Here is a 20065-nt window from a genome sequence, read left to right as displayed (position 1 = left end):
CGGGGGATACGATGGCCGGCGGGATAATTCGGGGCGGCTGCGATATTCGCTTTTCCTTCGCCGCCGAACCGGTCTAGGCTCCCGGCGGGCACCGACCGGCCGCGTGGAGGCGCAGTCGGATCAATGAAATCAAGGAGGTACGTCGTGGTAGCACGGCTAATGGGCGCGCTCGTCGCGCTCTTGATTCTGCCCGGCCTGGCGCTGGCGCATGGGCCCACCCGCCAGAAGGTGACCGAGACCATCGAGGTCAACGCGGCCCCGGCGAAGGTCTGGGAGCGGATCAAGGAATTCAACGACATGTCCTGGCACCCCGACGTCGCCAAGACCGAGGGCGCCGGCGGCAATGCCGTCGAGACCGCGCGCCTCGTCACGCTGAAGAGCGGCGGCGAGCTGGCGGAGTCGCTCTACAAGTACGATGCGGCCAAGATGATGTACGCAACGCTGCTGCCGCACGTCGACGTCAAGGTGCTGCCGGTCACCAACTATTCATCCTACCTCACCGTGAAGCCCGGCAAGACGCCGGAGACCTCGACGGTCGAGTGGCGCGCCGCCTTCTACCGCGGCGACCCGAACGGCAATCCGCCGCCGGACCTCAACGATGCGGCGGCGATCAAGGCGGTCTCCGAGTTCGCGCAGAAGGGGCTCGGCGGCATCAAGCAGGCGGCCGAAAAGGGCTCCTGACATGAAGCGATCGGCTCTCGCCGCGCTGGCCCTCGCATTCCTCGCGGGGCAAGCGCAGGCGGGGGACACGGCCTTCGTCACCAACCAGTCGAGCGACAATCTCTCGATCGTCGACCTCGAGACGATGGCGGTGACGAAGACCATCCCGATCGGCGGCAAGCCGGCCGGGATCGCGGTGACGAAGGACGGGCGCCGGGCGTTCGTCACCTCGCCGGACTCGACCGAGCTGTCGGTGGTCGACACCGGTTCGGGCGAGGTTGTCCGGCGCATCAAGCTCGCCGGCGGGCCGCTCGGCATTGCCGTGCATCCGTCGGGCGCACCGGTCTACGTCGCCGACTGGTACGAGCACGAGCTCTTCGTCGTCGATCCCGAGACGGGCGAGATCACCGGCCGCGTCGAGGTCGGGCAGTCGCCGTCCGGCGTCGCCGTCTCGGCCGACGGCAAGACCATCGTCACCGCCGACCGCGATTCCAACCAGATCTCGATCATCGATGCGGCGACGCTGACGGTGACGGGAACCGCGGCGGTCGGCGAGCGGCCCTTCGGGGTCAGCTTCTCCGCCGACGGACGGCAGGTCTACACCGCCGATGTCGGCAGCGATTCGGTGACGGTGGTGGATCTGGCGAGCCGGAAGGCGGTCGGCACCGTCAAGGTGGGGCTGCGGCCCTACGTCACCGCCACGGCGAAGGGCAAGGTCTTCGTTACCAACCAGTATGCCGGCACCGTCAGCGTCTTCGACGCGGCGACGCTGGCGGTGGTGAAGACGATCGAGGTCGGCGAATATCCGGAAGGGATCGAGGCCGGCAGCGGCGAGGACTTCGTCTACGTCGCCAACTGGTTCGACAATCTCCTGATGAAGATCGATACGGCGACGCTTGCCGTCGTCGGCGAGGTCGAGGTCGGCGACGGACCGCGCGCTTTCGGCCAGTTCATTCGGCGCGGGAAATAGACCATTGCGGGGGCCGAGGGCCACCGTGACATCCGGCTGGGCTGCTCGAGCGGCCGCATTCAAGAGTTCAGAGGCTGGGAGGCCATCATGACGCGATTTGAACGACCGGGGTTCGCCGTGCTGGCGCTGCTGATGTCGGCCGGGCTGGCCACGGCCCAGACGGCGGCGGGCGCGAAGACGGCGGCACCGATCCTGCCGTCGAACGACTACCCGACGGTCGCCACCGCCGACTACGTGTTCGGCTGCATGCAGGCCAACGGCAACACGCCGCAATCGCTGCAGCGCTGTTCCTGCTCGTTCGACGTCGTCGCCTCGATCGTGCCCTACGACCAGTATGTCGAGGCGTCGACGTACCTGTCGATGGGGCAGGTGTCCGGCGAAAAGGGCGTGCTGTTCAAGACCGGCGTCGAGTCCAAGCGGGTGATCGGCGACCTCCGGCGCGCCCAAGCCGAAGCCGAGATCCGCTGCTTCGAGTGAGGGAGCGGATGTTCCGGCGCGGACTTTGCGATGAGCCGGAAGGGAATGGATCCCAGCGGAAACGATGGTTTCGCCGGGATCCACTACTGGATGATGCGCTCTAAAGGGTACTTTCGCGAATAGCCCGCTTACGAACTGCCGGCCAGGAACGTCTTCTCGAAGACGGCGCCTTCGGTGTCCGTCGCCTTGGCGGTGAAGGTCGCATCGGCGCCGGCGGTGTAGTCGAAGCGGAAGTTCGGATCTTCCGAGATCGAGATGCCGCCGGACATCGAGAACACCAGGGCGTCGCCGCGCTTGACCGTGAGGTCGGAGACGAAGTGCGCGGGGATGTAGAGCAGCGTCACCTGGTCCTTCTGCAGGCCGGAATTGTTGGGGTGGCGGATCATCAGCTGCGCGACGTCGCGGCCGGCATTGGGGCCTTCCTCGGCGCCGAGCCGTTTCAGCCGCATTTCGCCGAGGCTCTTGGCGGCCGCCGCTGCGTCCTTGGCGGCGGGCGCGGCACAGCCGCCCGCAGCCTTCACGAAGCGCTTGACCATGTAGAGCGTGCCGTCGTCGGCCTCCGCGACCGCGTGGATATCGGTATAGGCGTTGACGCGCACGCGCGTCTCCAGCGTCGTCAGCCCCGACTTGTCGCCAAGGGTGAAGGTGGCGGCGACCGGCGAGGGGTTCTCGTCGATCACCAAGGTCAGCTTGCGGATGTTCTTGGCGGGATCGACGACCAGCTTGATCGGCACGATGGCGGGATCGGCGGCGCGCGATGGCGCCTCCAGCGTCACGATGCCGGTGCCGTCAAGCATCGGCTTGTCGTTGAAGACGTCGGTGACGAGGCCCGGCCACGACGATTGCGCCGAGGCCGCAGCCTCCTCCGGCGTCGGAGCGGATCCGGCGAGAGCGATCGGCGCCGCGGCCGACAGCAGCATGGCGGCAAGGCCAGCGGAAACAAGCATGCGGCGTGGCCGTAGCGTGCCGGCACAGCGTTGCGAACGGATCATGACAACCTCCCAGTCGGCGCCTTCCGCGTGTGCCCGCCGCGGTTTTTTCTGGATCGCCTGCGACAAGTGTGCCGCCGGCGATCCAAAAGCTCAAGCGCTGTAATGTCTTAAGGCGACCGCCAGCGGGAACATTGGCGTGAGGTTGCTGCCGAGCGGGATAAGCGGGGTCATTCGGGATCACCGCTCTGTGGCCATTCCCCGACTTTCCCTGGTTTGGCCCATCCGACGGCGAATCCTGCAGGCGAGAAGTCCCCGCAAGCGCTGGAAGGGAAGGAGAAGGAGAACTGCGGCCCGGTGTCGCAAGCGGCGTCATAGTTCTTTGGTCGCGCATCTGTGGGACCGAGGCTGTTGACGGGATTGTCAACGCGCCGCGAGGCGGAGCCGGATAATTAACAGGGAAGCTTAGCAACGCCAGAGTTTCCGGCAATCCGGCGCCACGGCGGAAGTCGTCAGCGTCGACGACGGGCGGATGCACAAGCTTTGCCTGCCAGCCTGAGCAGTAGAGCTGCTTGCCGGAACTTCAGCAAAATCAGGCGCTGCGGGTGGAAACTATCAGTTCATCCCTTACAGGACTTCGGTTATTCGCAAGATATAGGGAAAATTGGCAAGCATAGACTGGAGGTGCCGGAGTATCTCCAGCCCACTCTAGTGCAATGCAACCGGTATATGCTGCATTGCACACAATATTTCTTGGTTTGCAAGCTTGCGTAGCTGTCATCTTCAGCCTAGCGTGAACCATGGTTTCCGGCTTCAAGGTCGGCGTGTTGGGAGCATGCCGAATCTCGAAGGCCACGGTAGGGCAAGATCAACGGTGCCCACCAAGACCCCTATTGGCGGTCGTGACACGCTGCCGGGAACCTTCCCCCATATACGATGTGAGCGGTCGCACGCGGACAGTTCCGTTCGCGGGAGCCGAACGGGTGATGTTCCTTGGGAGGAATCTGATGCTGAAGATGATGACGAAGGCGGCGCTGGCGACAAGCCTGCTGATCGGTCTCGGGACCGCGACGGTTTATGCCAACGAAGCGCTGTCCGAGCTGGCGAAGAACCCCGCCGACTGGACGATGCCGACCGGCGACTATGCCAACACGCGCTATTCCGCGCTCGACAAGATCAACAAGTCCAACGTCAAGGAACTCGTCCCGGCCTGGACCTTCTCGACCGGCGTTCTCCGCGGCCATGAGGGCAACCCGCTCGTCATCGGCAACACGATGTATGTCCACACGCCGTTCCCGAATATCGTCTACGCGCTCGACCTGAAGGATAACGGGTCGATCAAGTGGAAGTACGAGCCGACCCAGGATCCGAACGTCATCCCCGTAATGTGCTGCGACACCGTCAACCGCGGCGTCGCCTTCGCCCCCGGCGCCGACGGCAAGCCGGGCACGGTCATCCTGCACCAGGCCGACACCACCGTCGTCGCGCTCAACGCCGATACCGGCGAAGTGCTGTGGACCGTGAAGAACGGCGACAGCACCAAGGGCGAGACCGGCACGGCCGCGCCGATGGTCGTCAAGGACAAGGTGCTGATCGGCATCTCTGGCGGCGAGTTCGGCGTCCGTGGTTCGATCACCGCCTACAACCTTTCGGACGGCAAGCAGGCCTGGCGTGCCTACTCCACCGGACCGGACGCAGAAATGCTGTTCGACCCGGCCAAGACCACTTCGCTCGGCAAGCCGGTGGGCCCGGACTCCTCGACGAAGACCTGGGAAGGCGACCAGTGGAAGATCGGTGGCGGCACCACCTGGGGCTGGTATTCCTACGATCCCGAGCTGAACCTCATCTATTACGGCACCGGCAACCCGTCGACCTGGAACCCGTCGCAGCGGCCGGGTGACAACAAATGGTCGATGACCATCATGGCCCGTGATGCCGACACCGGCGTCGCCAAGTGGGTCTATCAGATGACCCCGCATGACGAGTGGGACTTCGACGGCATCAACGAGATGATCCTTGCCGACATCGACGTCGGCGGGCAGCCCCGCAAGGTGCTGGCGCATTTCGACCGTAACGGTTTCGCCTATACCCTCGACCGCGCGACCGGCGAACTGCTCGTCGCCAAGAAGTACGATCCGGCGGTGAACTGGGCGACCGAAGTCGTCATGGACAAGAACTCGGAGCAGTACGGCCGTCCGCAGGTGGTGGCGCAGTACTCGACCGAGCAGAACGGTGAAGACGTGAACTCGACGGGCATCTGCCCGGCGGCGCTCGGCACCAAGGACCAGCAGCCGGCGGCCTACTCGCCGAAGACCAAGCTGTTCTACGTGCCGACCAACCACGTCTGCATGGACTACGAGCCGTTCCGTGTCGCCTACACCGCCGGCCAGCCCTATGTCGGCGCGACGCTGTCGATGTACCCCGCCCCGAACAGCCATGGCGGCATGGGCAACTTCATCGCCTGGGACGCTGGCAAGGGTGAGATCGTCTGGTCGCTGCCCGAGCAGTTCTCGGTCTGGTCGGGTGCTCTCGCCACCGCGGGCGACATCGTCTTCTACGGGACCCTCGAGGGCTACCTGAAGGCGGTCGACTCGACTACCGGCGAGGAACTCTACAAGTTCAAGACCCCGTCGGGCATCATCGCCAACGTGATGACCTACGAGACGGACGGCCAACAGTTCGTCGGCGTGCTCTCGGGCATCGGCGGCTGGGCCGGCATCGGCCTTGCAGCTGGCCTGACCGATCCGAACGCCGGTCTCGGCGCCGTCGGTGGCTATGCCGCGCTGTCGAAGTACACCGCGCTCGGCGGCCAGCTGACGGTCTTCACCGTGCCGAACCAGACGGCCACGAAGTAGACCTCGACCCCTCCCTCGGGCCCGCCGTCCTCCACGGCGGGCCAGCCGGCCCTGCACCCGACGAGCGGCCCAGGTCGTTCGCCGGGTTTTTCATGTCTTCGGACTGTTAAATTCTGGTGCTGCAAACTGTCGCAAGGCGCGATGCATGATCAATAAAGACTTGCGCTCGCGTCCTTCTTCACGTGCTCTTTAGGGAATTAGCCGACTTTCGAGAATGAGCTTGGCAGCCGCCGATCGTTACAGGCAAAAAGGTTTCAGTATCACAGCGTCGACCGGTTCGGTCGGTTCTTCGTGCCCCGATATTCATGAGGTTAAGATGACTCGACAGCTTCTCGCGCTTGCAGGCAACCTGGTTCTGTCCACCGCCATGCTGACCACGGCGACCTTGGCCCCGATGTCCATGGCGAACGCGCAGCAGGCTCCCGCCGAGATCGTGCCGGCTGCCCCCGCCGGCGCTGCGGCCCCCGCACCTGCCGCCCCCGCGGCAGCGGCACCGGCAGCGCCAGCCCCTGCGGCCGCAGCGCCAGCTGCTGCTCCGGCGGCACCCGCTGCTCCCGCGACGGCGGCTGCGGCAGCACCGGCGGGCGATGCTGCCGCGGCTGGCGGCGTGATGTCGGCCGACACCAAGGCGAACGGCGCCGCGGCCACCGCCGGTGACGAGGGCAAGTTCGTCGACAGCGCGGGCAACCCGATCTACAGCAAGGCCGCCGACGGCACCTTCGACTACTACGCCTGGCGCGGGTACAAGAAGTATTCCGCCAACTGCATGCAGTGCCATGGCCCCGACGGTCTCGGCTCGTCCTTCGCGCCGAACCTCACCGACCAGCTGCAGCGGATCAACTACTACGACTTCACCGGCATCGTGGTGAACGGCCAGCAGAACAAGTGGCACCCGGTCAACTCGATCATGCCGGCCTGGGGCGAGGACCTCAACGTGATGTGCTTCCTCGACGGCATCTACGTCTACCTGCGCGGCCGGACCGATGGCGCCATTCCGCGCGGCGAGCCGAAGAAGCCGAAGGTCAACAAGGAAGCGCAGGCGGCTGAAAACGCCTGCCTCGGCTTCTGACGATGGCCTCCCGCCTCGTCATTCTCGGCGGTGCCCTGATGCTCGCCTTGACGGCGACGGCGGGAGCACAGGACCGCGAGTTCGGTGGATCCATCGAGCTCGTCGATCCCAACATCCTGCGGGTCTGCGCCGACCCCAGCAACCTGCCGTTCTCCAACGACAAGTACGAGGGGTTCGAGAACAGCCTGGCGAACTTCGTGGCCGAGAAGCTCGGCCGCAAGTCGGTCGCCTACAGCTTCTTCCCGCAGGCGACCGGCTTCGTGCGGATGACGCTCGGCGCCAATGCCTGCGACGTCATCATGAGCTATCCGCAAGGCGACGAACTGGTGCAGAACACCAACGCCTACTACCGCACCGCCTATTCGCTGGTGGTGGCGAAAGGCGGGCCGCTCGACGGGGTCGACGTGATCGAGGATCCCAAGCTGAAGGGCAAGGTGATCGGCGTCGTCGCCGGCACGCCGCCCGGTACCTACATGGCCCGCGCCGGCCTGATCGGAAAGGCGCGCGGCTACCAGCTGATGGTCGACACGCGCTACGACAACTCGGCGCAGAAGATGATCGACGATCTCGACAAGGGCGAGATCGATGCGGCGATCCTCTGGGGGCCGCAGGCCGGCTTCTACGCCCGCAAGTCCGACAAGGACTACACCGTCACGCCGCTGGTCAAGGAGCCGAAAGGCGGCCCGGCGATGACGTTCCGGATCACCATGGGCGTGCGGGTCTCCGACCAGGAATGGAAGCGGACGCTGAACACCCTGATCCGCGAAAACCAGGACGCCATCAACGAGATCCTGATCTCCTTCGGCGTGCCGCTGCTCGACGAGCAGAACCGCCTGATCGTCTCGAAGAAAGGCGGCTGATGCGGGCGCTGCGCCGGATCCTGGCGGTCTCGGCGGTTTTGGTCGGGATCAATGCGGCGTTCCCGGCGCAGGCCGACGAGCCCGCCACCGCAGTTGCTTCCGCTGTGTCCGTAAAAGACGCTGCAACGACGGGCGCCACCGTCGCGGAGCCCATGGGCTACCGGATGGACGACTATCGCTCGCCGACCCCAGCCTCGCTGAAGGGAGCCGACGTCGTCGACACGGCGGCCGTGAAGCGGCTGTTCGAGACCAAGGCCGCCGCCTTCATCGACGTTCTGCCGCGGGCGCCGAAGCCGAAGGGCCTGCCGGCGGGAACAGTCTGGCACCCAAAACCCCGTGCCGATATTCCAGGCTCGATCTGGCTGGCCGATACCGGCTACGGCGCGTTGCCGCCGGAGATGCAGGCCTATTTCGAGGCGGGGCTCGCGCGTGCGACGGGCGGCGACAAGGCCAGGCCCCTGGTGTTCTATTGCCTCCGGGACTGCTGGATGAGCTGGAACGCCGCGCGGCGCGCCGTCGCCGGGGGCTACACCGCGGTGTCATGGTATCCGGATGGCACCGACGGATGGAGCGAGGCAGGCCTTCCGATGGAGCGGAAAGAGCCGGAGAAGCGGCCGGACGAGTAGGGCTCCTGGGCGCTTATTCCAGCGCCACCTGCCGCAACCTCTAAGCTTCGTCATCCCGGACTTGATCTCGGCGAAACCGAAGGTTTCGCTGGGATCCATTCCTCAGCACGTCCGATTTGGTCCATCTCAGAACATAAGGGAAGGTCGCCCCTTACCCCGCTTGTTCGGCGGTTTGGAATGGATCCCGGGTCAAGCCCGGGATGACGACCGTGATTGAATCGTCGTCATAGAATTTCTCGAGATCGCACCCCGGACTGGGAATCGTAATCGATTTGCAGCGGGTCCAACGCGACATCGCCGTCCCTTCCACCTCCAGCCCTATAGCGCGCCACTCATCGCCCGACCGAGCGCGAACAGGCGCTGTTCGATCAGCGTCGGCACTTCACAGACATAAGTCAGCGACCGCCGGCGCTCCTCGAAGACGCGGGTATCCCAGAGGATCGCCTGCTGGGCATCGGCAGCCTTGGCATCGCCCGTGGTGCGGAGGTCGCTGAGCGCGGCGTTCTCCTGCCGCAGCTTGTCGGCCAGCGCTTGCTGGTGCGCGCCGTAGCGCTCGATGCCGCGCATGATCTGGCTGCGCTCGTCGTTCATCAGCTTGAGCAATTCGGTGAAAGCCGCGGAGGCTGCGGGCGCACGCTGGTCGGCCGGCAGGGCTTTGACGAAATCGACGGCGGTCTTCTCGGCCTCCGGCAGGGGCAGGCGGCGCGCGGCGACGGTCGCGACGAGCTGGCGCATGGCATCGGTGCGCGGCACGTCCGCGGCCGCCTCGAGCGGCGGACCCGGCCAGACCTGGCCGGCGTCGACATGGTCGATCTTGCGCTGGACGCAAGGCCACTGGTGCCGGCTGCCAGTGCCAGTGCCAGTGCCGAGAAGCTGGGTTGTGCCGGCGCTCGGCAGGACGAAGTTTTGCGTCGCCACAGTGCTGCCGGAGGAGCGGGGGACAGCGCCGGGCGAGGCCATGGCGCCGGCCGTCGTCCCCGGCGGGGGTGCCGGCATCGCTGCGCCGGGTGCGGCCGCTCCAGGTGCCGCGGTGCCGGCGGGCGCATTGGTCGGGGCCGGGCCGGGCAGCACGAAGCCTTTCGGCACCTCGCGCGGCGCCGGGGCCTGCGCCCATGCCGGGCTCGTCCACGCCGTGCCGGCGAGGCCCGCGCCGGTCAGGGCGATGAGGCAGGCGGCCATTGCCGCTGTCCTGGTGTTCGCCATGTCATCCCTCCCAAGATGTTTTCGTAAATGTCCGGTCCGTCGGCCCGGGCTATCGTGCGTGGCCTTCCGAGCCTTGCCGCTATTGCCGCTTACGGCCGATCAGGCCACGGGCCGGATCGTAGGCGATGATCGCCCCGCCGAGAAACAGCACCGTGCACCCTAGAACGATGCCGAAGGCCATCCAGTTCAGCTGTCCGTACAGCGCGAAACGGACGAGTTCGACGGCGTGGGTGAACGGGTTGGCCTGGCAGAGCCGGTAGAGTGCCGGGCTGGACTCGAGGATACGCCAGAGCGGGTAGAGCGCCGACGAGGCGAAATACATCGGGAAGATCACGAAGTTCATGACGCCCGCGAAATTCTCCAGCTGGTGCACCAGCGAGGAGAGCAGCATGCCGAGCGCGCCGAGCATCATCCCGGAGAGCACCAGCGCCGGAAATACCGTGAGGTAGCCAATCGCCGGCGGGCGAACTTCCCAGAACCAGGCGATGGCGAAGAACACGTAGACCTGGACGATCGAGACCGCCACGCCGGCGAGCAGCTTCGACACCAGCAGGAACCAGCGCGGCAGCGGGCTGACCAGCAGCGTTTTCATCGAGCCGGTCTCGCGGTCGTAGACCATCGAGAGCGAGGACTGCATGCCGTTGAACAGCTGGATCATGCCGATCAGGCCCGGCGTGATGTAGACCTCGTAGAGGATGTAGGTCTGGTAGGGCGCGACGATCGAGACGCCGAGCACCTGGCGAAAGCCGGCGGCGAAGATGAACAGCCAGAGCAGCGGCCGCACCAGCGCCGAGATGAAGCGCTCGCGCTGGTGCAGGAAGCGCAAGGCTTCGCGCCAGACGATGCCGGCAAAGCAGATGGCGTACTGCCCGGCGGTGAAGCCGTCGCGGCGTGTGTCCGCCGCCTCGGCGCGCTCGGCGATGGTGCTCATGGCTGGAACTCCGGGGCGGTCGCGCCATCGAGGCGGACGAGACCGGTGAGGCTGGCAAAAGCATCACGCACCGTCGCGGCGCCTTGTTCCTCGACGATATCGGCGACGTTTCCCTCCGCCAGCACCTTGCCGTGGTGGAGGACGACGACGCGGTCGCTCTCCTCGATCTCGTCGATGAGGTGCGTCGCCCAGAGCACGCTGACGCCCTCCTGGCGCACCAGGCGCCGGACCTCGGCGACGATCTCGGCACGGCTGCCGATGTCGAGGCCGACGGTCGGCTCGTCGAGGAGGATCAGGCGGGGGGAGTGCATGAAGGCGCGGACGATCTCCACCCGGCGCAGCTGGCCGCCGGACAGGGTGCGGGCCTTGTCGCCGAGCCGGTCGGCTAGATCGCTGCCGGCGAGGATCTCGGCGGTCCGGGCGCGCGCGACCTTGCCGGGCAGGCCATGCAAGGCGGCGTGGTAGGCAAGGTTCTGGCGGATCGAGAGATCGAGGTCGAGCGTGCGTGCCTGGAAGACGACGCCGAGACGGCGCAAGGCTTCGCCCGGCTGGCTGGCGAGCGATCGGCCGAGGATCGAGATCTCGCCTTTCTGGGTGTTGTAGAGCCGGGTGATCAGCGAGAACAGCGTCGACTTGCCGGCGCCGTTCGGCCCGAGCAGCGCGGTGAAGCTGCCTTGCGGCACGCGAAACGAGACGTCGCCGAGCGCCAGCCGGCTCCCGTAGGAATGGCTGACGCCGACGACGTCGAGGGCCGGAGCGGCGTGCGCTCCGGTGCCTGTCAGATCACGCAGATCGGTTGATCCCATGCGGCCTCTTCGAACGGAGAATGCGGCGGTTCAAGGACGCTGCCCGCGTCATGGTATCACGGTGATCGTGCCTTGCATGTCCTGCGCGCCGTCCAGGCCCTCGATGTGCCATTCGTAGTCGCCGGGGCGGATGGTGGTGAACTGGATGGCGATGGTGCCCTTGTCGTCATATTCCAGCCAGGCGGGCGGGCCTGCCATGTGGACCTCGAGGTCCGAAATGACGATCTGGTTGAACCAGACGTTGCGGAAGAAGTCGTTGGCGTGGAACTTGTATTCCAGATCGCCGGCGGAGGTGATCTTCCAGCGATAGCCCTGGCCGGACCGCAGCACGAAATGCTTGTGGTTGGTGACGAAGGGCTTGTCGGCGGAGCCGAGGATCATCTCGGGAAGGTCCTGGCTGGACTTCGAGACCTCGGGCAGGCCGAGCTGCTTGGCGTTGAGGGCGCTGGCGGGCATGCCCTTGCCCGGCTTCTCGGCCGGGGCCATCGGCGAGGCCTTGGCCGCCTCGGCAGGCGCGGCGGCATCGTCGTCGCCATCATCGTCGTCGTCGGCCTGGGCGAGCAGCATCTTGCCGCTCCCGGCATGGGACATCTCGGCTTGGGACATCTCCGCATGGGCCATGCCGGCATGGGCCAGGGTCATCGGCGCGAAGGCAAGCGAGGCCGCGATCAGCGACAGCCAGACTGGTTTCATCAAAATTTCCTCCCGTGTCATTGTTCTTGGGTCCCGCCGCTCTGTGGCGACGGGGCCTTGGCGAAGGCCGAAAGCCTTTGGCCTTCAGCGTGCCCTTGCCTCAGGGTGCCTTGACGTCGGCGATGGCAACGCCCCAGGGCTGCTGGCCGACCTGCACCGACTTGATCACCTCGTCGCTGGCGACGTCGACGACCGAGATGTCGTTGGAGATGCCGTTGGTCGTGTAGAGGTATTTGTCATCGGGCGAGAAGGCGAGCTGCCAGACCCGCTGGCCGACGAGCAGATAGTCGGTGACCTCGTAGGTCTTGGTGTCGACCACCGCCACGCGGTTGGCCGGGCCGAGCGCGACGTAGGCCTTGCTGCCGTCCTTGGTGATGCGGATGCCGACCGGCTGGATCGATTCCGAATTGATGCCGGGGATGGCGAAGGTGATCTTGTGGGTGATCTCCTTGCTGGCATTGTCGATGACGCTGACCGTGCCGCCGATCTCGGCCGACACCCAGATCTCCGAGCCGTCATGCTTGTACTGGGCAAAGCGCGGGCGGGAATCGACCAGCACGTTGGCGACGATCTGCTGGCTCTCGCGGTCGATGAAATGCGCCATGCTGGTGGTTTCGGAGGTGTTGACGATGGTGTTGCCGTCCGGCGAGACGCCCATGCCCTCCGGCTCGACGCCGACCGGGATCTCGACGACGCGCGTCCCGTCCTCGAGGTTGATCACGGTGACGAGGTTGTCGTCCTCGTTGGCGACATACATCCGCGTGCCGTCGGGGGAGGCGACCATCAGCTCGGGATCAGGGCCGGAGGGCAGCGTGCCGATCTTCGCGTAGGTGGTGGTATCGTAGACCTCGATGGTGTCGTCGTCGCTGGCGCAGACGTAGACCTTCTTGCCGTCGGGGCTGGTGACGATGCCGCGCGGCCGCTGGCCGGCCTTGATGGTGTGGATGATTTCGTTGGTCTCGCCGTCGAGCACGGTGACGTCGTTGCCCTTCTCGTTGGACACGAAGACCTTGTAGGCGAAGGCGGGCGATGCCGACATCAGGAGCGTGGCGGCAAACGCCGCAGCGGTGAAAGTCCTCATCATTCCTCCCGTCGGCCCCATTCGGAGCTCGTTGCCGGGTTTTTCCCCGGCTCTTCCTTCAGGCTTTTGCCCAGGCTTTCGCCTTCCGGCAATCGTCGGTGCGATCGCCCTTGAGGGCAAGCGCAAAGACCGCCGCTCGCCTAGTCTATTCGTCGCGGGTCGCTCCCCGGTCCCTCCGGCACATGTCGGCGCAGGCGGAAACGGGTGCGTCCGGTGGCGTGCACGGCCTGAACCGCTCCCGGGCTCCAGCTCCTTGGGAAAGACCGGAGCCACGGGAGTGTTCACGAAATGCCTTCCGACGGGTGATCGCCTTGGGAGAGCGAGAACGGAAAGCCTGCCTTGCAACAACGACGCTAGCGAGGGCCTGCCCGCCGCGCCATGGGACAAGTTCCCGTTGTCGGTAGACGGGGGGCGTTCAGCCTTGGCCGGGATGTTGAGAATGAGATCGCGATCCGAGAAGCCGCCGCCAGCGTTTCGTTCGGTCAGAGTTAGAAGACGGCGAGGTTGGGTGGTTTTCGGACCGTCTCCTTTGGAGCCAAGGGGAGCAGAAACGGACGCCGCTCCGCATCAGGGCTACGACGTAGACGCCAGCAATGTCTTGAGCTCTGCGAACGCGGTCTCGATGTGGGCTGCAAGCCCGTCTGCAGGGGCGTCCATCCAAATCTGCGACGCCTGCACGAAGGCGGCCAAGCCGATCCTGGCCGAAAGCACGGCGCCGCGCCTCTCGACACCGCGCGACGACAGCGCGTCCGCAAGAGAAGTCGACAGAGCGTCTAGCTTCGACAACTCACGTTCGTGCAAGGCGGGCGTTGCCATGATGAGATCCTGGCGCGGCTTGGCGTAGGCGCGTTTAGCCTCGAGAGCAGGCGCGAATTCGCGAAATGCCCAATGCAGAACCTCGATCGGGCTCAGTCTTTCCGGAGCGCACCCGATCGCCTCGACCAGCGTCGCGCGCACTAGGGCCTCCCCGTCGAACAGCACCTCCCGCTTGTCGGGGAAGTAGCGAAAGAACGTTCTCTCGGTGACGCCGGCATGGGCGGCGATCTGCGCCGCCGTGACCCGTTCGAAGCCCTCGCGCGCGAAGAGGTCGAGCGCAGCAGCCTGAAGGCGTGTGCGCGCATCTTCCGAAGGCTTCGACATACCTACCCCCATTGCTCTTGTCAGTCACTGACATAGCCCGTATGTCAGTGACTGACACAGCCGAGCATGCTTGGCTTTGCCACCCTACGTCAAGGAGATCAACATGCTCGTATTCCTGACCGGCGCCAATGGGTGGCTGGGGTCCGCCATCGCATCCGAACTGATCAAAGCTGGACACGCCGTTGCCGGCCTCGTGCGGTCGATTGAGAAGGGTAAGGCGCTTGCCGCGGTTGGCGCCACCCCGATCGTCGGATCGCTCGACGACCTCGACCTCTTGCGGACCGTCGCTCGCGACTCCGACGGCATCATCCATACCGCCTTCGGCCTGGACTTCTCGGACTATGCCAAGCTTGGCCGCGAGGACCGCGACGCAATCCTGGCATTTGGCGATGTTCTGGAGGGCACAGACCGACCGCTCGTCGTGACCAGCGGGCTTGGGCTGCTCACCTCGGGCCAAGCGTTCACGGAGGATGCCCGACCAGCCGTGATGCCGGAATACCCCAGAGAGTCCGAGCAGACCGCTTTCGCCTTGGCTCAGCGCGGCGTCCGGGCTTCCGTCGTTCGTCCCGCGCGCTCCGTCCACGGCGTCGGCGAGCGCCACGGCTTCATTCCCATGCTGGCGACGCTCGCACGCGAAAAGGGCACCTCCGCCTTTGTCGGCGAGGGGCGGAACCCATGGTCGGCGGTGCATCGGCTCGATGCGGCTCGGGTCTATCGCCTGGCGCTGGAGCGCGCCGCAGGTGGAGAGGTCTACCATGCGGTCGCCGAGAGCTTGCCTTTCAAAGACGTTGCCGAGGCGATCGGCCGGCAGACAGGCGTGCCCACCGTTTCACTGCCCGAAGAGGAAGCCGAAAGCCACTTTGGGGCTCTCGCGCGATGGATCGGGAGCACGGATGTTGCATCGAGCGATCGCACGCGCGAGGGGCTCGGCTGGCAGCCGCAAGAAGTCGGCGTCGTCGCCGACATCGCCCGTGGAGACTACTTCTCCTCGGACCGGAGTTGATCCCATGCAGATCGACCGCATCGCCACGATGTCCGCACAGCAGGCTCCCGAGCCGACCTTCACGGGCGACGTCATCGTCGCCGGCTACTTCCGGCGCAATTTGCCGAGCCGCCTTGCGGGTGCGACGGTTGCATTCGCCCCCGGGGCGCGCACTCCATGGAAGGTCAATCCGCTTGGCCAGACGCTGGTGGTCACAAGCGGGGTTGGCTGGGCGCAGATCGAAGGAGAAGATGTCGCCGAGATCCGCGCCGGCGACCTCGTCTGGTTCCCGCCCGGGGTTCGACACTGGGAAGGAGCGACGCCGACCAAGGCGATGAGCTACGTCGCTCTGCACGAGACCGATGGGGGAACGGGCGTCGATTTCGGCCGAGAGGTGTCTGACGAGGAATACAGCCTCGGTGCGCCGAAGCTGTGACGCTTACCACTTAGGGCAACTAGCCTGTACGCCACTTCCCAATCCTGTGGGCACCTCCGACGAGAGCAGAACTTGTCGGCAAGGCAGGCGTCATGTCTGCTCTGGTTGAAAGGAAAGGGACCCGCGGATGGCTACGAAGGGGCGGTACCTGCCATCCGCCCGCTATGTTTAAAGTTCAACTTCCTGACGCTCTTCAAATATCCCCCCGCTCGAACATCCGCCCACCCCGTGTCTCGATGGCGAGGCGGATGAGGTCCGACGTCCTTTCGACGCCGAGCTTTTCCTTGATGCGGGTCGAGGTGTTGGCGATGGTCTTGTAGGCGACGCCGAGGCCGTCGGCGATGTCGGAGAGGCTCTTGCCGTCGCCGAGCATGTGCAGGATCTCCAGCTCGCGGGTCGACAGTTTGCGGGTATTGGGGGTGGCGGCGGCGCCGAGGTCGCCGAGGGTTTCGGTGTCGACGTAGGGCTCGCCCCGCGCCGCCTTGCGGATGGCGGCGAGGAGTTCGTCCGAGGGGGCGCTCTTCGAGACGTAGCCGAGCGCGCCCTCGCGCTGCGCCGAGGTGGCGTAGACGAGGTCGGAATACATCGAGAACACGACGATGCGGGCGTTCGGGTCGTCGGCGCGCAGCCGGCGGAGCACGTCGAGGCCGCTGCCGCCCTTCAGATTGATGTCGAGGACGACGACGTCCGGCCGCGTCTTGCGGAAGGCGGCGAGCGCCTCGAACGGCGTCTCGGCCTCGGCGATCTCGGTGGCGGGAATGGCCGCGACGAGGCGGCGCACGCCTTCGCGGACGATGACGTGGTCGTCGACGATCAGGATTTTCACGCGGCTTGCCTCGCGCCAGGGGCCGGTGCCGGACGGGGATCGACCGCCCCGGCGGGCCGGTTCACGGGGGCGAGCCCGTTCGCGGTGGCGGGTCCGTTCGCGGTAGGAGGCCCGTTCGCGCTCGTGCGATCGGCGGCCCCGCTGGCGAGCGCACCGGGAGAAGGCTTTTCGCGTCGGGCGGGGCGCGGCAGGAAGCCGGCGACGGCGATGCCGGCGGGCAGGCCGATCTCGACGAGGTCGAGCCTGCCGCCTGTAGCCTCGACCCGCTCGCGCATGCCGATCAGCCCGTAGCCCCCGGTCGGGCCCTTTGCGCCAAAACCGCCGCCATCGTCGGCGATGCGGAAGGAAACCCGGTCTGCCGCCGTTCGCAAGGTGATGCTGATGGTGCTCGGCCGGCCATGGCGCAGCGCATTGGCCAAGGCCTCGCCGACGACGCGGTGGAGCACGGCATCGAGCTCGGCGCCCAGCTCCTCCTCGCAGACCTCGAGCCGGAACAGGATGTCCGGGTGGCGGAGGCGGGCGGCGGCGACGAGGTGGCCGAGCGTGCCGGCAAGGCCGATGCCGGGCATCAGCCCGGGGCGCAAGGTGCCGAGGATGCGCCGTACCTCCAGCCGGGCCTGGCGGGCCGCCTGCCGGATCGCCGTCGCCCGCTCGTGCCGCGCATCCGTGCCGTCGCTGCTCGCCGCGGTATCGGCGATGTGGGCGGCGTCGACGTCGATGGCGAAGAGTAGCGGCCCGATGTCGTCGTGGAGGTTGCGCGCGAGCTCGGCGCGCTCCTCGTCCTGCAGCCGCAGCAGCTGTTCCGACAGGCGGCCGTTCTGCCTTGCCATGGCGCCGAGCCGGGCGGCCATGTCGTTGCAGCCGGCCGCGAGCGCTGCGAGTTCCGGTGGACCGGAGAGCGGCAGCGGGGCGGCATAGTCGCCGCGGCCGATGCGGCGGAAGGCCTGCGTCAGGTCGCCGAGCGGCGCCAGCGCGCGGCCGACGACGAGGAAGACCAGGCCGAAGGCGAGCGCCAGGAACAGCGCGAGCATGCCGAGATTGAGCACCAGATCGGTCCAGACCTCGGCGATCTCGTTGATCGGCACCACCACCAGCATGGCCGCCACCACCGGCGCGGCGTTCGGCGGCAGCGGGATCATGTCGCTCATCCGCTGCGGCGCCAGCACCCGCTCGAAGGCGGCGGGCACCGATATCTCCGGCGGCGACAGATGCGATTGCAGGCGGACGCCGCCGAACGCGTCGATCAGCAGCAGCCGCACGTGGCGGTCGCCGTCGAAGGTGCGCACGAGGCTCTCGAGGTCGCGCTGGGGCGCTGCGGAGCCCGGAAGCGCGGCGATCAGGCGGGTGATGCCGTTCGCCGCGACGCTGCGCGCGGCGGCCATCTCGGCGGCGATGCGGTGCTGCGCCCGGATGTAGCTCATCACCCCGCCGACGATCAGGATGACGACCGTCAGGAGCGCGATGGTGGCCGCCAGCCGTCCTCTCAGCGACATCGTCGCCTGTCCTTCCGATGGCCCGTGATCCGGACCTTATACGCTGGCCGGCCGGGGCCCGGCAAATGCCGCCGGGTGAGCGCCCGAAGGCTCAGAACCGGCACTTGGTCTCCGGCTTGTCGACGCCCAGCGTATCGAGCTCCGAGCCCTGGTGCAGAAAACCTTCCTGCGGCGAGCTGGAGACGACCGAGGTCTCGTCGCCGAGGAGGATCGGCTGGCGCAGCTGCCAGTTCCAGTCGCGGAAGGTCAGCCGCTGGCCCTTGAAGGCGGCGACGGTGAAGTCGGGGCCCTTGATGAAGGCATCGAGCTTCTCCGGCTCGAGCGACTGGGTGCGGGACGCCGCTTCGCCGACGACGCGCACGGCGGTCCAGACCTGCATGTCCTTCGGCAGCATGCGCCGGCCGATGGCCTTCTCGAAGCGGTTCTGGATCTGCGCGCCGCCCCATTGCTCGGAGGCGGGATGCCACGAGCCGGGCACCAGCCCGGCGGTGCCGGCGACCGGGCGAGGCACCCAGGTGTGCCAGGGGATGTAGCTGCCGAACACCTGGCTCTCGTCGGCGACGAGGACGACGTCGTGATCCGGCAGGCCTTGCATGAAGACCGGGATCTGCCGCTGCACCAGCGCCTGGCCGGAATCGGTGGAGCGCGCGCCGCCCTTGTCCTCGAAGACGCGCTCCTCGAGAATGGTCCCGCCGAACTTGCGGGCGGAGGTCTTCATCGCCTCGGCAAAGCGCTTGTCGGTCTCGTGGCTGCCGGAGATCAGCACCCAGTTCCGCCACTGCTTCCACATCAGGTACTGCGCGAGGCCATCGGTCAGCATCGAGCGGGTCGGCGCGGTGTGCAGCATGTTGGGCCGGCAGTTCTCCTCGCGCAGGGAATCGTCGACGGCGCCGGCATTGATCACCATCGCGCCCTTGGTCGCGGCCTTGTCGGCGACCTTCAGCGTATCCTCGGGCCCGAGATCGGTGACGATGTAGTGCACGCCCTCCGCGAGCATCTTGTCGACGGCGGGCGAGATGTCCTCGCCGGGCTTGGAGGTCACCGTCTCCAGCTCGAAATGCTGGCCCATGAAGCTGCCGGTGGTGTTGTTGTCGGCGATGCCGACCGTGCCGCCGGCGAGGCCGTCGTCGGCCGGCGGGATGTCGAGCACCGACAGCGCGAGCACCCGCTCATAGGTGCGGAGGAAGCCGATCTTCAAGGTCTTCATCGCCACGCCCTTCGGCGCGAAGGACGCGGCGGGCTTCGGCGGCGCGGCTTGCTGTGCTGCGGCGCCGGAGACCAGCAGGCCGAGGCCGACGACTGCCCCCAGCACGGGCGCGAGGATATGGTTCGGCTGGCAGCGCATGGCGCCTTCCTCCCTATGTGCGCCCGGCCTTCCTCTCGCCGGAGACGGCGGAGGATTTATCTTTGTCTCATGACCTGACGGCGCTAAGTCATGGGTCGGCGGGCGCCGATTGACGTGCATGAGGAGCAAAAACGCCATGCGAAGACAAGTCGGACTTTTTCCCGTTCTGTTGATCGGCCTTGCCGCGCTGCCGGCTCTCGCGCTGTCCCGCCCGGCCGATGCCGCCGAGAAGAAGGTGGCGGTGTTCGAGTTCGAGCTGATCGACACCAGCCTCGAGGGGGAGATCAACGGCGTCAATCCGGCCCAGACGGCCCGTCTCGTGACCATGGCGCCGCGGCTGCGCGCCGACATCGCGGCCGAGCCCGACATGAAGGTCCTCGACATCGGCGAGAAGGCCGCCCAGCCCAAGGACCGGCCGTTCTCGAAGTGCGAGAAATGTGCCCTCGATCTCGGCAAGGACCTCGGCGCCGACATCGTCATCACCGGCACCGTGCAGAAGGTCTCGAACCTCATCCTCAACATCAACGCCTACGGCCACGAGGTGTCGACCGGCAAGCTGGTCGCGCAAGGCAGCGCCGACATCCGCGGCAATACCGACGAGATGTGGGGCAGGGGGCTGGAGGCGCTGTGGAAGAACACGCTGAAGAAGCAGTTCAAGGCGATCGAGACCAATCCATGAGCCG

20 protein-coding genes are annotated in these 20065 nt (G+C 66.5%); 10 read left to right on the top strand and 10 right to left on the bottom strand.

Features of this window, described 5'->3' with window-relative positions; all coding sequences use genetic code 11:
* The first annotated feature begins 123 nt into the window (after nucleotides 1-123).
* The 3 genes from ACZL02_RS12195 (at nucleotide 124) to ACZL02_RS12185 (ending at nucleotide 2107) form a co-directional block, all read left to right on the top strand.
* Nucleotides 124-681 (top strand): SRPBCC family protein, encoded by a 558-nt coding sequence (locus ACZL02_RS12195; RefSeq protein ID WP_472935947.1) that lies wholly within the window; start codon nucleotides 124-126, stop codon nucleotides 679-681.
* Between the two features lies 1 nt (nucleotide 682).
* A complete protein-coding gene (locus tag ACZL02_RS12190; protein ID WP_472939865.1) occupies nucleotides 683-1630 on the top strand; it encodes a YVTN family beta-propeller repeat protein in 948 nt (315 codons plus the stop codon).
* Between the two features lie 132 nt (nucleotides 1631-1762).
* A complete protein-coding gene (locus tag ACZL02_RS12185) occupies nucleotides 1763-2107 on the top strand; it encodes a hypothetical protein (protein ID WP_472940078.1) in 345 nt (114 codons plus the stop codon).
* Between the two features lie 128 nt (nucleotides 2108-2235).
* Here the strand turns inward: ACZL02_RS12185 and ACZL02_RS12180 are convergent, their stop codons facing one another.
* Nucleotides 2236-3054, bottom strand: a complete 819-nt coding sequence (locus ACZL02_RS12180; RefSeq protein WP_472940077.1) for a quinoprotein dehydrogenase-associated SoxYZ-like carrier — start codon at nucleotides 3052-3054, stop codon at nucleotides 2236-2238.
* Nucleotides 3055-4043: 989 nt separating this feature from the next.
* Between ACZL02_RS12180 and ACZL02_RS12175 the strand changes: the two genes are divergently transcribed.
* The 4 genes from ACZL02_RS12175 (at nucleotide 4044) to ACZL02_RS12160 (ending at nucleotide 8446) form a co-directional block, all read left to right on the top strand.
* A complete protein-coding gene (locus ACZL02_RS12175) occupies nucleotides 4044-5891 on the top strand; it encodes a methanol/ethanol family PQQ-dependent dehydrogenase (RefSeq protein ID WP_472939864.1) in 1848 nt (615 codons plus the stop codon).
* A gap of 316 nt (nucleotides 5892-6207) precedes the next feature.
* Complete coding sequence (locus tag ACZL02_RS12170) at nucleotides 6208-6960, top strand: c-type cytochrome (protein WP_472939863.1); 753 nt, start codon at nucleotides 6208-6210, stop codon at nucleotides 6958-6960.
* A gap of 38 nt (nucleotides 6961-6998) precedes the next feature.
* Complete coding sequence (locus ACZL02_RS12165) at nucleotides 6999-7820, top strand: substrate-binding domain-containing protein (protein ID WP_472940076.1); 822 nt, start codon at nucleotides 6999-7001, stop codon at nucleotides 7818-7820.
* Between the two features lie 8 nt (nucleotides 7821-7828).
* The gene (locus tag ACZL02_RS12160) at nucleotides 7829-8446 is read left to right on the top strand and encodes a PQQ-dependent catabolism-associated CXXCW motif protein (RefSeq protein WP_472940075.1); all 618 of its coding nucleotides are present in this window, start codon (nucleotides 7829-7831) and stop codon (nucleotides 8444-8446) included.
* Between the two features lie 318 nt (nucleotides 8447-8764).
* On the opposite strand, the gene ACZL02_RS12155 is transcribed toward ACZL02_RS12160, so the two are convergent.
* From ACZL02_RS12155 to ACZL02_RS12130, 6 genes are all read right to left on the bottom strand, one after another.
* On the bottom strand, nucleotides 8765-9649 hold the full coding sequence (locus ACZL02_RS12155; protein ID WP_472939862.1) for a hypothetical protein: 885 nt from the start codon (nucleotides 9647-9649) through the stop codon (nucleotides 8765-8767).
* Nucleotides 9650-9728: 79 nt separating this feature from the next.
* Nucleotides 9729-10580: a lanthanide ABC transporter permease protein PedC gene (locus ACZL02_RS12150; protein WP_472939861.1), complete on the bottom strand. Its 852-nt coding sequence runs from the start codon at nucleotides 10578-10580 to the stop codon at nucleotides 9729-9731.
* Nucleotides 10577-11386, bottom strand: coding sequence for a lanthanide ABC transporter ATP-binding protein PedB/LutE (locus ACZL02_RS12145; RefSeq protein ID WP_472939860.1), 810 nt, complete (start codon nucleotides 11384-11386; stop codon nucleotides 10577-10579). Before ACZL02_RS12145 ends, ACZL02_RS12150 begins: the two co-directional genes overlap by 4 nt.
* 48 nt (nucleotides 11387-11434) lie before the next feature.
* Nucleotides 11435-12079 (bottom strand): cupredoxin domain-containing protein, encoded by a 645-nt coding sequence (locus ACZL02_RS12140; RefSeq protein ID WP_472939858.1) that lies wholly within the window; start codon nucleotides 12077-12079, stop codon nucleotides 11435-11437.
* A gap of 100 nt (nucleotides 12080-12179) precedes the next feature.
* On the bottom strand, nucleotides 12180-13163 hold the full coding sequence (locus ACZL02_RS12135; protein WP_472939857.1) for a PQQ-dependent catabolism-associated beta-propeller protein: 984 nt from the start codon (nucleotides 13161-13163) through the stop codon (nucleotides 12180-12182).
* Nucleotides 13164-13733: 570 nt separating this feature from the next.
* Entirely contained in the window at nucleotides 13734-14300 is a 567-nt protein-coding gene (locus tag ACZL02_RS12130) for a TetR family transcriptional regulator (protein ID WP_472939856.1), read from the bottom strand.
* Between the two features lie 103 nt (nucleotides 14301-14403).
* On the opposite strand from ACZL02_RS12130, the gene ACZL02_RS12125 reads away from it, so the two are divergent.
* On the top strand, nucleotides 14404-15303 hold the full coding sequence (locus ACZL02_RS12125; RefSeq protein ID WP_472939855.1) for an SDR family oxidoreductase: 900 nt from the start codon (nucleotides 14404-14406) through the stop codon (nucleotides 15301-15303).
* Between the two features lie 4 nt (nucleotides 15304-15307).
* Nucleotides 15308-15718 carry a (R)-mandelonitrile lyase gene (locus ACZL02_RS12120; protein ID WP_472939854.1) on the top strand — a complete coding sequence of 137 codons (411 nt, stop codon included), beginning with the start codon at nucleotides 15308-15310 and terminating at the stop codon, nucleotides 15716-15718.
* 193 nt (nucleotides 15719-15911) lie between these two features.
* Here ACZL02_RS12120 and ACZL02_RS12115 read toward each other — a convergent pair whose 3' ends face one another.
* The 3 genes from ACZL02_RS12115 to ACZL02_RS12105 all read right to left on the bottom strand — a co-directional run bounded on the left by ACZL02_RS12115 (nucleotide 15912) and on the right by ACZL02_RS12105 (nucleotide 19382).
* Complete coding sequence (locus ACZL02_RS12115; protein ID WP_472939853.1) at nucleotides 15912-16544, bottom strand: response regulator transcription factor; 633 nt, start codon at nucleotides 16542-16544, stop codon at nucleotides 15912-15914.
* Nucleotides 16541-18037 carry a sensor histidine kinase gene (locus ACZL02_RS12110; protein WP_472939852.1) on the bottom strand — a complete coding sequence of 499 codons (1497 nt, stop codon included), beginning with the start codon at nucleotides 18035-18037 and terminating at the stop codon, nucleotides 16541-16543. Before ACZL02_RS12110 ends, ACZL02_RS12115 begins: the two co-directional genes overlap by 4 nt.
* 91 nt (nucleotides 18038-18128) lie before the next feature.
* Complete coding sequence (locus ACZL02_RS12105; RefSeq protein ID WP_472939851.1) at nucleotides 18129-19382, bottom strand: lanthanide ABC transporter ABC transporter substrate-binding protein PedA1; 1254 nt, start codon at nucleotides 19380-19382, stop codon at nucleotides 18129-18131.
* 136 nt (nucleotides 19383-19518) lie between these two features.
* Between ACZL02_RS12105 and ACZL02_RS12100 the strand changes: the two genes are divergently transcribed.
* Nucleotides 19519-20061 (top strand): DUF3280 domain-containing protein, encoded by a 543-nt coding sequence (locus ACZL02_RS12100; RefSeq protein ID WP_472939850.1) that lies wholly within the window; start codon nucleotides 19519-19521, stop codon nucleotides 20059-20061.
* Nucleotides 20062-20065 lie beyond the last annotated feature (4 nt).

It is taken from the genome of Mesocryomonas fontinalis (genome assembly GCF_055730125.2).
This window is presented reverse-complemented; position numbering and strand designations above follow the sequence as displayed.

Excerpts from the sequence above, each read along its gene's own strand:
- ACZL02_RS12105 (WP_472939851.1), bottom strand. The coding sequence starts at position 19,382 with ATGCGCTGCCAGCCGAACCATATCCTCGCGCCCGTGCTGGGGGCAGTC.
- ACZL02_RS12125 (WP_472939855.1), top strand. The coding sequence starts at position 14,404 with ATGCTCGTATTCCTGACCGGCGCCAATGGGTGGCTGGGGTCCGCCATC.
- ACZL02_RS12140 (WP_472939858.1), bottom strand. The coding sequence starts at position 12,079 with ATGAAACCAGTCTGGCTGTCGCTGATCGCGGCCTCGCTTGCCTTCGCG.
- ACZL02_RS12135 (WP_472939857.1), bottom strand. The coding sequence starts at position 13,163 with ATGATGAGGACTTTCACCGCTGCGGCGTTTGCCGCCACGCTCCTGATG.
- ACZL02_RS12170 (WP_472939863.1), top strand. The coding sequence starts at position 6,208 with ATGACTCGACAGCTTCTCGCGCTTGCAGGCAACCTGGTTCTGTCCACC.
- ACZL02_RS12190 (WP_472939865.1), top strand. The coding sequence starts at position 683 with ATGAAGCGATCGGCTCTCGCCGCGCTGGCCCTCGCATTCCTCGCGGGG.
- ACZL02_RS12150 (WP_472939861.1), bottom strand. The coding sequence starts at position 10,580 with ATGAGCACCATCGCCGAGCGCGCCGAGGCGGCGGACACACGCCGCGAC.
- ACZL02_RS12120 (WP_472939854.1), top strand. The coding sequence starts at position 15,308 with ATGCAGATCGACCGCATCGCCACGATGTCCGCACAGCAGGCTCCCGAG.
- ACZL02_RS12185 (WP_472940078.1), top strand. The coding sequence starts at position 1,763 with ATGTCGGCCGGGCTGGCCACGGCCCAGACGGCGGCGGGCGCGAAGACG.
- ACZL02_RS12195 (WP_472935947.1), top strand. The coding sequence starts at position 124 with ATGAAATCAAGGAGGTACGTCGTGGTAGCACGGCTAATGGGCGCGCTC.
- ACZL02_RS12180 (WP_472940077.1), bottom strand. The coding sequence starts at position 3,054 with ATGCTTGTTTCCGCTGGCCTTGCCGCCATGCTGCTGTCGGCCGCGGCG.
- ACZL02_RS12155 (WP_472939862.1), bottom strand. The coding sequence starts at position 9,649 with ATGGCGAACACCAGGACAGCGGCAATGGCCGCCTGCCTCATCGCCCTG.
- ACZL02_RS12175 (WP_472939864.1), top strand. The coding sequence starts at position 4,044 with ATGCTGAAGATGATGACGAAGGCGGCGCTGGCGACAAGCCTGCTGATC.
- ACZL02_RS12165 (WP_472940076.1), top strand. The coding sequence starts at position 6,999 with ATGCTCGCCTTGACGGCGACGGCGGGAGCACAGGACCGCGAGTTCGGT.
- ACZL02_RS12145 (WP_472939860.1), bottom strand. The coding sequence starts at position 11,386 with ATGGGATCAACCGATCTGCGTGATCTGACAGGCACCGGAGCGCACGCC.
- ACZL02_RS12100 (WP_472939850.1), top strand. The coding sequence starts at position 19,519 with ATGCGAAGACAAGTCGGACTTTTTCCCGTTCTGTTGATCGGCCTTGCC.
- ACZL02_RS12110 (WP_472939852.1), bottom strand. The coding sequence starts at position 18,037 with ATGTCGCTGAGAGGACGGCTGGCGGCCACCATCGCGCTCCTGACGGTC.
- ACZL02_RS12130 (WP_472939856.1), bottom strand. The coding sequence starts at position 14,300 with ATGTCGAAGCCTTCGGAAGATGCGCGCACACGCCTTCAGGCTGCTGCG.